The 14,236-nt window shown below is 69.2% G+C and carries 13 protein-coding genes; 11 read left to right on the top strand and 2 right to left on the bottom strand.

The annotated features are described in order from the left end of the window. Positions 1-10: 10 nt before the first annotated feature. The 11 genes from pdxT (at position 11) to NVV99_RS02445 (ending at position 12,382) form a co-directional block, all read left to right on the top strand. Positions 11-649 (top strand): pyridoxal 5'-phosphate synthase glutaminase subunit PdxT, encoded by a 639-nt coding sequence (gene pdxT / locus NVV99_RS02495; RefSeq protein ID WP_051121558.1) that lies wholly within the window; start codon positions 11-13, stop codon positions 647-649. A gap of 105 nt (positions 650-754) precedes the next feature. After that, positions 755-1,507, top strand: coding sequence for a YebC/PmpR family DNA-binding transcriptional regulator (locus tag NVV99_RS02490; RefSeq protein WP_006551388.1), 753 nt, complete (start codon positions 755-757; stop codon positions 1,505-1,507). Positions 1,508-1,704: 197 nt separating this feature from the next. Continuing rightward, positions 1,705-2,283 carry a crossover junction endodeoxyribonuclease RuvC gene (gene ruvC, locus NVV99_RS02485; protein WP_024100746.1) on the top strand — a complete coding sequence of 193 codons (579 nt, stop codon included), beginning with the start codon at positions 1,705-1,707 and terminating at the stop codon, positions 2,281-2,283. Next, positions 2,280-2,876 (top strand): Holliday junction branch migration protein RuvA, encoded by a 597-nt coding sequence (gene ruvA, locus NVV99_RS02480; protein WP_006551390.1) that lies wholly within the window; start codon positions 2,280-2,282, stop codon positions 2,874-2,876. The genes ruvC and ruvA overlap by 4 nt, the downstream gene beginning before the upstream one ends. Before the next feature lie 95 nt (positions 2,877-2,971). Then, positions 2,972-4,069 carry a Holliday junction branch migration DNA helicase RuvB gene (gene ruvB, locus NVV99_RS02475; protein ID WP_228045124.1) on the top strand — a complete coding sequence of 366 codons (1,098 nt, stop codon included), beginning with the start codon at positions 2,972-2,974 and terminating at the stop codon, positions 4,067-4,069. A 147-nt stretch (positions 4,070-4,216) separates the two neighbouring features. Next, positions 4,217-4,546: a preprotein translocase subunit YajC gene (yajC, locus tag NVV99_RS02470; protein ID WP_006551392.1), complete on the top strand. Its 330-nt coding sequence runs from the start codon at positions 4,217-4,219 to the stop codon at positions 4,544-4,546. Between the two features lie 110 nt (positions 4,547-4,656). Beyond that, entirely contained in the window at positions 4,657-6,453 is a 1,797-nt protein-coding gene (secD, locus tag NVV99_RS02465) for a protein translocase subunit SecD (RefSeq protein WP_024100747.1), read from the top strand. Between the two features lie 2 nt (positions 6,454-6,455). After that, on the top strand, positions 6,456-7,658 hold the full coding sequence (gene secF, locus NVV99_RS02460) for a protein translocase subunit SecF (RefSeq protein WP_242411714.1): 1,203 nt from the start codon (positions 6,456-6,458) through the stop codon (positions 7,656-7,658). A 1-nt stretch (position 7,659) separates the two neighbouring features. Beyond that, a complete protein-coding gene (locus NVV99_RS02455; RefSeq protein WP_024100748.1) occupies positions 7,660-9,411 on the top strand; it encodes an ABC transporter substrate-binding protein in 1,752 nt (583 codons plus the stop codon). After that, on the top strand, positions 9,408-9,965 hold the full coding sequence (locus tag NVV99_RS02450) for an adenine phosphoribosyltransferase (RefSeq protein ID WP_016694929.1): 558 nt from the start codon (positions 9,408-9,410) through the stop codon (positions 9,963-9,965). Before NVV99_RS02455 ends, NVV99_RS02450 begins: the two co-directional genes overlap by 4 nt. A 104-nt stretch (positions 9,966-10,069) precedes the next feature. Further along, positions 10,070-12,382 carry a bifunctional (p)ppGpp synthetase/guanosine-3',5'-bis(diphosphate) 3'-pyrophosphohydrolase gene (locus tag NVV99_RS02445; protein ID WP_024100749.1) on the top strand — a complete coding sequence of 771 codons (2,313 nt, stop codon included), beginning with the start codon at positions 10,070-10,072 and terminating at the stop codon, positions 12,380-12,382. Between the two features lie 91 nt (positions 12,383-12,473). Here NVV99_RS02445 and NVV99_RS02440 read toward each other — a convergent pair whose 3' ends face one another. Beyond that, the gene (locus tag NVV99_RS02440; RefSeq protein WP_024100750.1) at positions 12,474-13,256 is read right to left on the bottom strand and encodes a peptidylprolyl isomerase; all 783 of its coding nucleotides are present in this window, start codon (positions 13,254-13,256) and stop codon (positions 12,474-12,476) included. Then, a complete protein-coding gene (locus NVV99_RS02435; protein ID WP_024100751.1) occupies positions 13,256-14,131 on the bottom strand; it encodes a peptidylprolyl isomerase in 876 nt (291 codons plus the stop codon). The genes NVV99_RS02440 and NVV99_RS02435 overlap by 1 nt, the downstream gene beginning before the upstream one ends. Positions 14,132-14,236 lie beyond the last annotated feature (105 nt).

Here is a 14,236-nt window from a genome sequence, read left to right as displayed (position 1 = left end):
AACGGTGACCATTTCCTCTCCCACGATCGGCGTCCTGGCATTGCAGGGCGACGTCCGCGAACATCGCAGCGCTCTCGAGGAGGCAGGCGCGCGGACGATCGCGGTGCGTCGCGAACGCGAACTCGACGAGGTCGACGGCATCGTCCTTCCGGGAGGCGAATCCACTACGGTCAGCCGTCTGCTGCGTGTGTTCGATCTGCTCGAACCGCTGCGGGCCCGGTTGGAGGCCGGGCTGCCCGCCTACGGTTCGTGTGCCGGCATGATCCTGCTCGCCTCCCGGGTGCTCGACACCACCGAGGACGCCGAACACCTCGACGCCCTCGACATCGTGGTGCGCCGCAACGCCTTCGGCCGGCAGGTCGACTCGTTCGAGACCGACCTGCCGATGACGGGTCTCGGCGACGGGCCGGTGCGCGCGGTGTTCATCCGAGCCCCGTGGGTGGAGGAGATCGGGCCCGACGTGGAGGTCCTGGCCACGGTTCCGGACGGGCCGGCGGCGGGTCGGGTGGTCGCAGTGCGGCAGGGCGCTGTGATCGCGACGTCCTTCCACCCCGAGATCACCGGTGACCATCGCGTGCATCGGCTGTTCGTGGAGACCGTGCGCTCGGCGACCCGACCTCGGGTGCGCCCGACGGCCTCGGCGACATGACGACACGGCCACCGTGCCGGTGGCCCACACCGGGAGCGAGTAGAATCGACTCTCCGACCTGTCGGTTGACGCCGACCACACTTCTCCGGAAGGGGCTCGAAGCGAATGAGCGGCCACTCCAAATGGGCCACCACCAAGCACAAGAAGGCGGTCATCGATGCCAAGCGCGGCAAGATGTTCGCGAAGCTCATCAAGAACATCGAGGTGGCGGCTCGGACCGGTGGTGGCGACCCGGCGGGTAACCCGACCCTGTTCGACGCCATCCAGAAGGCGAAGAAGAGCTCGGTCCCGAACGACAACATCGAGCGTGCCCGCAAGCGTGGCGGCGGTGAGGAAGCCGGCGGTGCCGACTGGCAGACCATCACCTACGAGGGCTACGGCCCCAACGGTGTCGCGCTGCTCATCGAGTGTCTGACCGACAACCGCAACCGCGCCGCGGGCGAGGTCCGCACGGCGATGACCCGCAACGGCGGCAACATGGCCGATCCGGGTTCGGTCGCCTACCTGTTCACCCGCAAGGGCGTCGTCGTGCTCGAGAAGAACGGCCGCTCCGAGGACGAGATCCTCGAGGTCGTCCTCGAAGCGGGTGCCGAGGAGATCAACGATCTCGGCGACTCCTTCGAGATCGTCTCCGAGGCGTCCGACCTGATCGCCGTGCGTACGGCTCTCGTCGACGCCGGCATCGACTACGACTCGGCCGACCCCGATTTCCGGGCGTCCGTCGAGGTGCCGGTCGACGCCGAGGGTGCACGCAAGGTCATGAAGCTGGTGGACGCGCTCGAAGACTGCGACGACGTGCAGAACGTCTACACGAACGTCGACATCTCCGACGACGTCCTCGCCGAACTCGACGCCTGAGCGACGCTCTCGTCGTAGTCGTCCACGAGCGACGCTCGTCGTACTTGTCACAGCGGCCGGGGTCGCGTGTCGGTCTCCCGGCACCCGATCCCGGCCGCTATGCTCTCGAACAGGCGTTCGCAATCGTGCGAAGCAAGGTCGGGTCCGTCGAAGGCGTCGGAAACCCGGCCGTATTCGGGTGTCGAGAGGTGAGTCGGGTGCGCGTGATGGGTGTCGACCCCGGTCTGACCCGATGTGGTCTGGGGATGGTCGACACGGGACGCGGACGCGACGTGATCCCCGTCGCCGTCGGTGTCATCCGCACCTCGCCCGAACTCGACCTCGAGAACCGGCTCCTCAAGGTCTCCGACTCGGTCGAGGAGTGGATGGACCGCTACAAGCCCGACGTCGTCGCGATCGAGCGCGTGTTCTCCCAGCACAACGTGCGCACCGCGATGGGCACCGCGCAGGCCGGCGGCGTCGTCGCCCTGGCTGCGGCGCGTCGCTCGATCCCGGTCATGTTCCACACGCCGAGCGAGGTGAAGGCCGCGGTCACCGGCAGTGGCACGGCCGACAAGAAGCAGGTGACCACGATGATCACCCGCATCCTCAAGCTCGATGCCGCGCCGAAGCCCGCCGACGCCGCCGACGCGCTCGCGCTGGCCGTCGCACACTGTTGGCGGGCCCCGCTGATCGCCAGACTCGCGGCCGCCGAAGCTGCGGCCGCCCAGCAGAAGAAACGCTACGAGGAGCGGCTGCGCGAACAGTCGGCCGCACGGAAGGCAGGTAGCCGGTGATCGCCTCGGTACACGGCGAGGTACTCGACATAGCCCTCGACCACGTGGTGATCGAGGCGGGTGGGATCGGCTATCGGATCAACACCACACCTGCGACCCTCGCCGGTCTCCGGCGCGGCGAGCAGGCCAGACTTGCCACCGCGATGATCGTGCGCGAGGACTCCATGACGCTGTACGGCTTCGTGGACGCCGAGGCGCGCGAACTGTTCGGCCTGCTGCAGACGGTCAGCGGCGTCGGCCCCCGGCTCGCCATGGCCACGCTCGCCGTCCTCGAACCCGATGCGCTGCGTGCGGCTCTCGCCGACGGCAACACCGCAGCGCTGACGCGGGTACCCGGGATCGGCAAGCGCGGTGCCGAACGCATGATCGTCGAACTGCGCGACAAGGTCGCGGCCTTCGGTGCCACGGGATCGTCGCCTGTCGCGGCCGGTGCCTCGCCGCTGCGCGACCAGATCGTCGAGGCGCTGGTCGGCCTCGGATTCACGCCGCGTCAGGCTGAACCGGCCGCCGACAAGGTCCTTGCCGAGGAGCCGGGCGCCGACGTCTCGACGGCACTGCGCTCGGCGCTCAAGCTGCTGGGTAGGTCGCGGTGACCGACGAGTACCGTGAGTTCGAGGCCGCAGGAGCGGCCCGCGAATTCGATGCTGCATCGGCCGACCGCGAGCGGTCGCCGGTCACGGCGGAGCATCTGCCCTCCGACAGCGACATCGAGACCAGTCTGCGCCCGACCAGTCTCGACGACTTCATCGGGCAACCGCGGGTCCGCGAACAGCTGCAGCTCGTTCTGCGAGGAGCGAAGCTGCGCGGCGGCACTCCCGATCACATCCTCCTGTCCGGTCCGCCCGGTCTCGGCAAGACGTCGATGGCGATGATCATCGCCGCCGAACTCGGCACGTCACTGAGACTGACCTCCGGTCCCGCGCTCGAACGCGCCGGTGATCTCGCTGCGATGCTGTCGAACCTCGCGGAGGGCGACGTGCTGTTCATCGACGAGATCCACCGCATCGCCCGACCGGCGGAGGAGATGCTGTATCTGGCGATGGAGGACTTCCGCGTCGACGTCGTGGTGGGCAAGGGGCCCGGCGCGACGTCCATCCCGCTCGAGGTCGCACCCTTCACCCTCGTCGGCGCGACCACCCGTTCCGGTGCCCTCACCGGCCCGCTGCGCGACCGGTTCGGTTTCACTGCGCACATGGACTTCTACGAGCCCCCCGAGCTGCAGCGCATCCTGGACCGCTCCGCATCGATCCTCGGGATCGATCTCCGCGACGACGCCGCCGCGGAGATCGCCGGTCGCTCCCGCGGCACGCCGCGTATCGCCAACCGGTTGCTGCGCCGCGTCCGCGACTACGCCGACGTGCGCGCCGACGGTGTCGTGACCCGGGCCGTGGCCCAGGCCGCGCTCGAGGTGTACGACGTCGACCCGATCGGTCTCGATCGTCTCGACCGCGCCGTTCTCGGCGCACTCGTCCGCAGTTTCGGTGGTGGCCCGGTCGGCGTGTCGACACTCGCGGTGGCCGTGGGGGAGGAGCCCGCCACCGTCGAGGAGGTGTGCGAGCCGTTCCTGGTCCGTGCCGGCATGGTCGCGCGCACTCCGCGCGGACGTGTGGCCACGCAGGCCGCTTGGTTGCAGCTCGGCCTCACCCCGCCGCCGGAGGCCGCCACCGGGGGCATCGAGGTGCGTGCGCGCGAACCACAGCTCGAGCTGTTCGAGGACGACCCGGACACGACCCTCGAGGGCGGTGTCGATCCGTCCGACCCGGACGATCCGGACGTACGGAGGTAGGGCCCTCGCCCGGGGAATGGCACACTGGTCTACTGCGTCGGTCCGTGGAGGCCGATCCCGACGTCGTGGTGCCGCATGCGCCACCACGACCCGCTGGTGTCGCTCGCGTCACCACCCACCGACAACGACCGAGGACTGACTTCAACGATGGAACTGCTCTTCCCTCTCCTGATCCTGGCACTGCTCGTCCCGACCTTCCTGGGCGTGCGGCGTCAGAAGAAGGAGATGCAGAAGGTGACGGCGCTGCAGGACTCCCTGCGCATCGGCGACCGCGTGATGACCACCGCGGGTCTGCACGCCACGGTGGCCGCCCTCGCCGACGACACCGTCGATCTCGAGATCGCGCCGGGTGTCGTCACGACCTGGTCGCGTCTGGTCATCCGGGAGCGCGTCGAGACCGAGACCCCGCAGGATCCGGATCTGCTCCGCAAGGACGACGATGCGAACCCTCCGGAGGGACGTCCGACCGAGTACTGACAGCCGATTCGCGACGCACGGTTTCGGCACCGGATTCTCCGGTGCCGGTGCCGAGCGCCGCGCGACTGCACCCGACCACCACTCACTCGCATCGAGGAGACTGACAGACCGTGGCACCTTCCAACGGATCGGTGCATCCCGTGCGCGCTCTCGCCCTGTTCGGGGTGATTCTCGCCGCGTTGTATGCACTGGTCTTCTTCACCGGGGACAAGTCGCCCACCCCGAAGCTGGGCATCGACCTGCAGGGTGGCACCCGCGTCACCCTCACCGCGCGAACCCCCGACGGGAGCAGCCCGAGTCCGGACAGCCTCCGCCAGGCCCAGCAGATCATCGAGACCCGCGTCAACGGGCTCGGTGTGTCGGGTTCGGAGGTGATCGTCGAGGGCGACAACCTCGTGATCACCGTCCCGGGTGAGGACAGCGCCCAGGCCAGGACGCTGGGCCAGACCGCCCGGCTGTACATCAGGCCGGTGATCGGGGGACCGATCGACGCGAACATGACCGCCGAGGATCTCGCCGAGCAGCCCGGTGCCGGTACCCCCGAGGGCGGGCTGCCCGCAGAACCGGCCCCTGCCGAACCGGCACCCGGTGAACCCGCGCCGGCCGACCAGGCTCCGCCCGCCGACGCACCCGAACCGCAGGGACGTCCGTTCCCGGCGCAGGATCCCACCGCGCCCACCGATGCCCCGGCACCGGCCGAGACGCCCGAGGCCCCCGTCGAGGCGCCCCAGGCTCCGGCCGAGCCCTCCGGAGCACCCGAGGCTCCCGAGAACGACGGCTCGCTCACGCCGCAGGAACAGGCGGCTGCAGACATCGCCACGGCCAAGGCCACCCGTCAGAGCGAGGACCCCGCCGTGCAGCAGGCGGCGGCTCTCGCCCTCGACTGCTCCGCGGCCGACCCGCTCGCCGGCAACGACGACCCGGCGCTTCCGCTCGTCGCGTGCTCGACCGACGGCACCGCGATCTACCTGCTGGGCCCGAGCATCATCGACGGCCAGCAGATCGAGGACGCGACCTCCGGTTTCAATCAGCAGCAGTCGCGCTACGAGGTCAGCCTGACCTTCGACAGCGAGGGCAGCAATACGTGGGCGCAGTTCACCGCCGCGAACATCGGTCAGCAGGCCGCCTTCGTGCTCGACTCGAAGGTCGTCAGCGCGCCCGTGATCCAGGGCGCCACCCCCGCCGGCAGCGCCACCTCGATCACCGGCCAGTTCACGAATACGCAGGCCGCAGAGCTGGCGAACACCCTCAAGTACGGGTCGTTGCCGCTGTCGTTCGTGGCATCCGAAGCCGAGACCGTCTCCGCCACTCTGGGTCTGGCTTCGCTCGAGGCCGGGCTGATCGCCGGTGCGGTGGGTCTGGCGCTGGTGCTCCTGTTCTGCCTCGCGTACTACCGGATGCTCGGACTGCTCACCGCGCTGTCGCTCGTTCTCTCGGGAATGGCGGTCTACGCGGTCATGGTGCTGCTCGGCAGATACATCGGGTTCACGCTCGACCTCGCCGGCGTCGCCGGTCTGATCATCGGTATCGGCATGACCGCCGACTCGTTCGTCGTGTTCTTCGAACGGATCAAGGACGAGATCCGCGAGGGGCGGAGTTTCCGTTCCGCGGTGCCGCGCGGCTGGGCACGGGCCCGCCGCACGATTCTCTCCGGTAACGCGGTCAGCTTCATCGCCGCCGCCGTGCTCTACGTCCTGGCCGTCGGTCAGGTCCGCGGCTTCGCGTTCACCCTCGGCCTCACCACGATCCTCGACGTCGTCGTCGTGTTCCTGGTGACCTGGCCGCTGGTGTTCCTGGCCTCGAAGTCGAAGTTCTGGTCCAAGCCGAGCGTGAACGGTCTGGGCGCGATCCAGCAGGTGGCCGACGAGCGTCGTCTCGTCGCCGCGACCGCTGCGAAGGAGGCGTGACGATGACCGACACGACCACGACGACGGCCGCGCCGCAGCACAGCCGACTGTCCCGTCTGTACACCGGCACGGGCGCCTTCGAGATCGTCGGACGCCGCAAGCGGTGGTACATCGTCACCGCGGTGATCGTGTTGATCGCCCTGCTCAGCATGCTGCTGCGCGGATTCAGCTGGGGTATCGACTTCGAGGGCGGCACCCGCATCCAGATGCCGGCCGTGCCGGGCGTCTCCGTCGAGGAAGTCGAGACCGTCTTCAGCGACACCATCGGCTTCGAACCCGAGGCGGTGCAGACTGTCGGCGCCGGCGACGGAGCGACCGTCCAGATCCGGTCGGAGACCCTCGACGGCGAGCAGGTCGCCGAGTTGCAGACCGCGCTGTTCGAGGAGTTCCAGCCCGCCGGGCCGGACGGTGAGCCGTCCCGCAACTCGATCAGCGTCGCCGACGTCAGCGAGACGTGGGGAAGCCAGATCACCAACAAGGCGCTCATCGCGCTGGTGGTCTTCCTCGTCATCGTCAGCATCTACATCACGATCCGATACCAGCGGAACATGGCGATCGCAGCGATCACCGCCCTGTTCTTCGACATCATCGTGACAGCGGGTGTCTACGCCCTCGTCGGCTTCGAGGTCAGTCCTGCGACCGTCATCGGTCTGCTCACGATCCTCGGTTTCTCGCTCTACGACACGGTCGTCGTCTTCGACAAGGTCGAGGAGAACACCCGCGGCATCCTGCACCTGCACCGCCGCACCTACGCCGAGCAGGCCAACCTCGCCGTCAACCAGACGCTCATGCGCTCGATCAACACCACGATCATCTCGGTGTTGCCGGTGCTGGCGCTGATGGTCATCGCGGTGTGGCTCCTCGGTGTGGGCACCCTCAAGGACCTCGCCCTCGTCCAGTTGGTCGGCATCGTCGTCGGTACCTTCTCGTCGATCTTCTTCGCGACCCCGTTGCTGGTTACGCTCGAGGAATGGCGTGGTCCGGTCGCGAAGCACACCCGCAAGGTGCTCGCCAAGCGGGAGGAGGCCGCCGCCCGCGCGGCGAAGGCCGGGACGACGGCCGGATCGCAGTCGGCCGACGCGGTCGACGCAAAGGTGGTGCCGACGGTGCAGGGCGCCGGATCCCTGCCCGACCGGGCGACGGTCCGTCGCGGCCCTGCCCCCGGGGCACGACCCACCGGAAAGCGCGGCAAGAGAAGGTCCTGACATGGCGGTGAGCGAGCGGAACGACCCGACGACGAGGCGGTCGCCGAGGCGCCGCGGCACGCTCCTCGCGTGCGCGGCGGTGGCCTCGACACTCGCGTTCTCCACCGTCGCGTGCGGCACGGACGAGGAACCGGTGCACTCGATCGGGTACGCGATCGACAACACGGTGACGACCTACAACGCGAACACCGTCGACGGTGCGGCCTCGGGCGCGCGCCAGGCGTTCGCCCGGGTGCTGCCGGGCTTCGGCTACGTCGGTCCGCAGGGCCGGGTGATCGCGGACACCGACATCGGCACTGCCTCGGTCGTGCCCGGTGAGGGGCTCACCGTGCAGTACCGCCTGTCGCCGGACGCGGTCTACTCCGACGGTGTGCCCATGTCCTGCGACGACCTCGTCCTGGCCTGGGCTGCGTCGAGCGGACGCTTCACCGCTCCCGACGAGTCCGGCGAGCAGGTCCCGCTGTTCGACGCTGCCCATCGTGGTGGTTACGCCGACATCGACCGGGTCGACTGTCAGCCCGGGTCGAAGGAGGCCACCGTCGTCTTCCGACCCGGCCGCGAGGACACGAACTGGAAGGCGCTGTTCGGGGCCACCGAGCTGATGCCGGCCCACGTGGCGGCAGGAAGGTCGGGTGTGTCCGACCTGGTCGGGGCGATCACGACGAACGACACCGAGGCCGTCCGGCGCATCGCGGAGTTCTGGAACACCGGCTGGTCTCTCACCCCGGGTGAGATCGACCCGGCCCTCTTCCCGTCGGCGGGTCCGTACCGTATCGAGTCGTACACCGCCGAGGACGGTCTGACGCTCGTCGCGAACGAACGGTGGTGGGGGAACGCCCCGGGCACCGATCGCATCGTCGTATGGCCGCGCGGGACCGACGCGTCCGCGGCGGCGGAGGACGGCCGCATCCACGTCGTCGATGCCGCCGAGGGATCTATCGGCCACAGCAATCTCGGCGACGACGCCGAGGTCTCCACGGTCGTCTCGCGCAATCTCGAACAGCTGGTGTTCGCCACGAGCGGGGTGTTCCAGAACCCGGCGGCGCGTCGCGCCGTCGCCCTGTGCGTGCCGCGGACGCAGTTGTTCGACGAGCTGGGCGCCTCCGACGAGTCGGACGGCGTCACGGGCCCGATCACGTCGAGGCTCCTGGCGCCCGATTCGCCGTTGTACCCGCAGACCGCGCCGTCGGCCGAACGTTACGCCGAGGTGGACATCGACGCCGCGCGTTCGGAACGCGAGGCCTCCGGTCAGGACCGGATGCAGGTCCGTATCGGCTATCTCGGACCGGACGAGCGCCGCGCGCGCACCGTCGAGCTGATCGGCGAGTCCTGCCGCGAGGCGGGCATCGAGATCGTCGACGCCGGCTCCGACACCTTCACGCCGTCGCAGCTGACGGCGGGGGAGGTCGACGCGATCCTCGTCGGGACGGCCACGGCCGCCGGTGCCGGTGGCGCAGCCGACATGGAGCACGCCCGCGACGCACTGCACTCCGGGGCCGGCAGCAACGTCGGCGGTTATTCGATCGGCCGCGTCGACGAACTGCTCGACGGCCTGCTCGTGGCGAAGGACAACGCGGCCATCGCGGGACTCGCGACCGAGGCCGAACGCATCCTGTGGGGCGACGTCCCCACCCTGCCCCTGTTCGCGCAGCCCCGCACGATCGGGTTCGCGGCGGGAATGCATGCCGGGGTGCCCAACCCGACGACCGCGGGTGCGGGCTGGAACATGGACCGGTGGATACTCGGAGGATGAACGCTCAACGGATCGGCGACCCGCGGCTCGTCGAGGAAGCTGCCGTGGCCGTCGCCGAACACACCCGATGGGTCGACGATTTCCCGACCGCGGGTGTCCGTTTCGCCGACCTGACGCCCGTCTTCGCCGACGGACCGTCCTTCTCGGCCGTGATCGCGGCGCTGGCCTCCGCGGCGCCCGACGCCGAACTCGTCGCCGGTATCGATGCGCGCGGCTTCCTCCTCGGCGGCGGCATCGCCCGCACCCTCGGGGTGGGTGTGCTCGCCGTCCGCAAGGCGGGCAAACTCCCGCCGCCCGTCCAGACCTGTGAATACAGCCTCGAATACGGCACCGCCGCGATCGAGATCCCGGGCGACTGGATGGCCCTCCAGGGCCGCAAGGTGCTCGTCGTCGACGACGTCCTCGCGACCGGCGGAACCCTCGCCGCGACCGTCGAACTGCTCGAACGCGTCGGCGCCGAGGTCGTCGGGATCACCGTCGTCACCGAGATCGAAGCCCTCGGTGGTCGGGCGCGGCTGCAGAAGTACCCGCTCACGTCTCTCGTGCGGATCTGAGAGATAGAGTTGCCACAGGTGCCGGTGAACCCGCCGGGCCCGTACGGTCCGGACATGCGCATCGGTGACGAACCGGGTTCGCAGCCGCGACGGGAGGTGGAGGCATGACCCAGAATCTCGATCGGTCCCACAATTCCGGTCAGAACCCGACCCCCACACCGGCATCGACCTCCGCGTCGAGGCGGGTACGCGCCCGCCTGGCGCGACGCATCACCGGTCAGCGGGGCACGAGCCTCAAGCCGGTCCTCGAGCCGCTGGTCACCATCCACCGCGAGCTGTATCCGAAGGCCGACCTCTCGCAGCTGCAGCGGGCCTACGACGTCGCCGAGGAACGGCACGCCAGCCAGAAGCGCAAGTCCGGCGATCCGTACATCACCCACCCGCTGGCGGTCGCCACGATCCTCGCCGAACTCGGCATGGACACCACGACCCTCGTCGCGGCACTGCTCCACGACACCGTCGAGGACACCGGGTATACGCTCGAGCAGCTCACCGCCGAGTTCGGTGAAGAGGTCGCGCATCTCGTCGACGGCGTCACCAAACTCGACAAGGTCGTGCTCGGTTCGGCCGCCGAGGGCGAGACCATCCGCAAGATGATCATCGCGATGGCGCGCGACCCCCGGGTGCTCGTCATCAAGGTCGCCGACCGTCTGCACAACATGCGGACCATGCGCTTCCTGCCTCCCGAGAAGCAGGCCCGCAAGGCACGCGAGACCCTCGAGGTCATCGCCCCGCTGGCCCACCGCCTCGGGATGGCGACGGTCAAGTGGGAGCTCGAGGACCTCGCCTTCGCGATCCTTCATCCGAAGAAGTACGAGGAGATCGTCCGGCTCGTCGCGACCCGCGCACCGTCGCGCGACACCTACCTGGCCACCGTCCGTGACGAGATCGGACGGACACTCTCCGCGTCGCGGATCGACGCGGTCGTCGAGGGCCGGCCCAAGCACTACTGGTCGATCTACCAGAAGATGATCGTCAAGGGCCGCGACTTCGACGACATCCACGACCTGGTCGGCGTGCGCATCCTGTGCAACGAGATCCGCGACTGCTACGCGGCCGTCGGTGTCGTGCACTCGCTGTGGCAGCCCATGGCGGGACGGTTCAAGGACTACATCGCCCAGCCCCGCTACGGCGTCTACCAGTCGCTGCACACCACCGTCATCGGTCCCGAGGGCAAGCCGCTCGAGGTGCAGATCCGCACGCACGAGATGCACCGCACCGCAGAATTCGGCATCGCCGCGCACTGGCGGTACAAGGAGACCAAGGGACGCCACTCGGGTGATGTCGCCGAGCTCGACGACATGGCCTGGATGCGGCAGCTCCTCGACTGGCAGCGGGAAGCGGCCGACCCGGGGGAGTTCCTCGAATCGCTCCGCTACGACCTGGCGGTCAAGGAGATCTTCGTCTTCACGCCCAAGGGCGACGTGATCACGCTGCCCTCCGGCTCGACGCCCGTAGACTTCGCGTACGCCGTGCACACCGAGGTCGGGCACCGCTGCATCGGAGCCCGCGTCAACGGCCGCCTCGTCGCCCTCGAACGCAAGCTCGAGAACGGCGAGGTCGTGGAGGTCTTCACCTCCAAGGACCCCAACGCCGGCCCGAGCCGCGACTGGCAGTCGTTCGTCGTCTCACCCCGCGCCAAGGCGAAGATCCGGCAGTGGTTCGCCAAGGAACGTCGCGAGGAGGCCCTCGAATCCGGCAAGGACGCCATCGCGAAGGAGGTCCGTCGCGTCGGTCTGCCGCTGCAGCGCCTGATGAACGCCGACCTGATGGTCGCGGTCGCCAAGGAACTGCGGTACGCCGACGTCTCGGCGCTGTACACCGCGGTCGGTGAGCACCACGTCTCGGCGCACCACGTCGTGCAACGGCTGGTCGCGCTGCTCGGTGGCGTCGGTGGCGTCGAAGAGGAACTGGCCGAGCGGTCCACACCGTCGACCATCCCCACCCGCTCGCGGAACAGCGGCGACTCCGGTGTCCTCGTGCCGGGCGCACCAGGCACGGTCTCGAAGCTCGCCAAGTGCTGCACGCCCGTCCCCGGCGACGAGATCATGGGCTTCGTGACCCGCACCGGAGCGGTGAGCGTGCACCGCACCGACTGCACCAACGCCGGGTCGCTGCGGGAGCAGTCGGAGCGCATCATCGAGGTGCAGTGGGCGCCCTCGCCGTCGTCGGTGTTCCTCGTCGCGATCCAGATCGAAGCTCTCGACCGGCACCGTCTGCTGTCCGACGTGACGAAGGCACTCGCCGACGAGAAGGTCAACATCCTGTCGGCCTCCGTGACGACCACGGGCGATCGGGTCGCGGTGAGCCGGTTCACCTTCGAGATGGGCGACCCGAAACATCTCGGGCACGTGCTCAACGTCGTCCGCAACGTCGAGGGCGTCTACGACGTGTACCGGGTGACCTCGGCAGCCTGACCGAATCCGTCTCGGTCTCGCGCCGGACGACGACGTCCCGCCCCGGAATCTCCGGGACGGGACGTCCGTACGTTCCGTGCGAACGGGGGTGTCAGGACCCGACGGTCACCGACTCGATCTGCACCGCGCGGTTGGGGGCACCGCCGCCGGCCGCCATCGATCCGTCGTCGCCCTCCGCCGCGACCTCCTCGATCACGGCGAGTCCGGCCTCGTCGACCGTCCCGAAGACCGTGTAGGTGGGGGGAAGCTGCGAATCCTCGTAGACCAGGAAGAACTGGCTGCCGTTGCTGCCGGGCCGGCCCGTGTTGGCCATCGCGACCGTGCCGCGCGGGTAGATCACCGGCTGGCGCAGCTGGGCGTCGCCGGGTGCGTACACGTTCTCCGGGTACTCGGTGTCGAAGCCGTAACCCGGCCCGCCCGTGCCCGTGCCCGTCGGGTCGCCGCACTGCAGCACCTGCAGACCCGGTGAGGTCACCAGCCGGTGGCAGGGCGTGTCGTCGAAGTAGCCCTGCTCCGCGAGGGACACGAAGCTGTTGACCGTGCACGGTGCCGCGGCACGGTCGAGTTCGACGCCGATCACGCCGACGCTGGTGGTGATCTGCGCGGCAGCAGCGCCGGTGGCGGAGACGTCGTCCGAGGCGGGGGCGGTCACGTCGCGTGCGGCGTCACCCGAGGCGTCGTAGGTGCACGAGACGGAGTCGGTGCCGCTGGGTCGCTCCGGTAGTTCGCCCGTGTAGGCGGGGGACTGCCGGTCGGCGGCGGACGCCGGTGCCGGCGAGCTCGCGGCGGTATCGGTGGACGAATCGTCGGAGCACCCCGTGAGCAGGAGTGCCAGCCCGGCGCCGGCGGCGAGGGCGGTGCGCAATCGGATCATCAGTCCATCCTGACCGACGTGAGAGTGGTCTCCAGCGCGGGGGCACCGTCGGCGGCTCCGCCTGCGACGCCGGCCGCGGCGATCTTGTCGAGGGTCGCGAGACCGGTCTCGTCGATCGTGCCGAAGACGGTGTACTGCGGCGGCAGTACCGAATCGCCGTACACCAGGAAGAACTGGCTGCCATTGGTGTTCGGGCCGGCGTTGGCCATCGCGAGGGTGCCACGCGGATAGGTCATCGGTTCCTGCGCGGCGGGATCGTCGGCGGCGAACTGATCGGTGGGGAACTCGTTGGCGAACTGGTATCCCGGACCGCCCGACCCGCTACCCGACGGGTCGCCGCACTGCAGGACCTGCAGGGACGGCGAGGTAGTCAGACGATGGCAGGCCGTCTCGTCGAAAAAGTTCTGCGAGGCCAGCGACAGGAAGCTGTTGACGGTGCACGGCGAATCGTCGTTGTGCAGGATCAGGCCGATGTTCCCCTGGCTCGTCTCCATGCTGACGCTGATGTCCGTGTTGCCCTCACCGGTGGTGCGGATGCCCTCGGTGCGCGGCGGCTCTGCCGGCTTCGACGGTTCGCGGCCGTCCGCGGTGTAGGAGCAGCTCACCGTCTCGGGCAACGGCTCGGACCGGCCGTCGGGGAGCGCGGCGTACTCCATTTCCGAACCCGAGGTGTCGTTCGACGCCGCCTCGGTGGCCGTGTCGTCGCCCCGGTCGACCGCCCACAGAGCAACACCGGCGCCGACGACCACGATCACTCCGAGCGCGGACAGCGCGATCGTCATGCGGCGCCGCTTGCGCTCGCGTTCGGCTCGACGCTCGAGCTGCCGTTCGAGTTTGCGTTTCGCGGCCTGGCGCCGTTGTGCGTTGCTCGGCACTGCAGTAGTCCTCCCGTGAACGATCGATGTGGTCCAACCGACTTCGAAGCAGACCCGAGTCTGCCACCCGGGACCGGCAACCCGCGGGCAGGGCGCAACGCATAG

This window comes from Rhodococcus sp. PAE-6 (assembly GCF_025290685.1).
GTDB lineage: Bacteria > Actinomycetota > Actinomycetes > Mycobacteriales > Mycobacteriaceae > Rhodococcus > Rhodococcus pyridinivorans.
The sequence above is the reverse complement of the archived record's forward strand: the minus strand, read 5'-3'. Positions and strand labels throughout refer to the sequence as shown.

What these genes read in the sequence shown, in the direction of transcription:
- NVV99_RS02455 (WP_024100748.1), top strand. Translation starts at nt 7,660, where the DNA reads ATGGCGGTGAGCGAGCGGAACGACCCGACGACGAGGCGGTCGCCGAGG.
- NVV99_RS02445 (WP_024100749.1), top strand. Translation starts at nt 10,070, where the DNA reads ATGACCCAGAATCTCGATCGGTCCCACAATTCCGGTCAGAACCCGACC.
- yajC (WP_006551392.1), top strand. Translation starts at nt 4,217, where the DNA reads ATGGAACTGCTCTTCCCTCTCCTGATCCTGGCACTGCTCGTCCCGACC.
- NVV99_RS02440 (WP_024100750.1), bottom strand. Translation starts at nt 13,256, where the DNA reads ATGATCCGATTGCGCACCGCCCTCGCCGCCGGCGCCGGGCTGGCACTC.
- NVV99_RS02490 (WP_006551388.1), top strand. Translation starts at nt 755, where the DNA reads ATGAGCGGCCACTCCAAATGGGCCACCACCAAGCACAAGAAGGCGGTC.
- secF (WP_242411714.1), top strand. Translation starts at nt 6,456, where the DNA reads ATGACCGACACGACCACGACGACGGCCGCGCCGCAGCACAGCCGACTG.
- NVV99_RS02450 (WP_016694929.1), top strand. Translation starts at nt 9,408, where the DNA reads ATGAACGCTCAACGGATCGGCGACCCGCGGCTCGTCGAGGAAGCTGCC.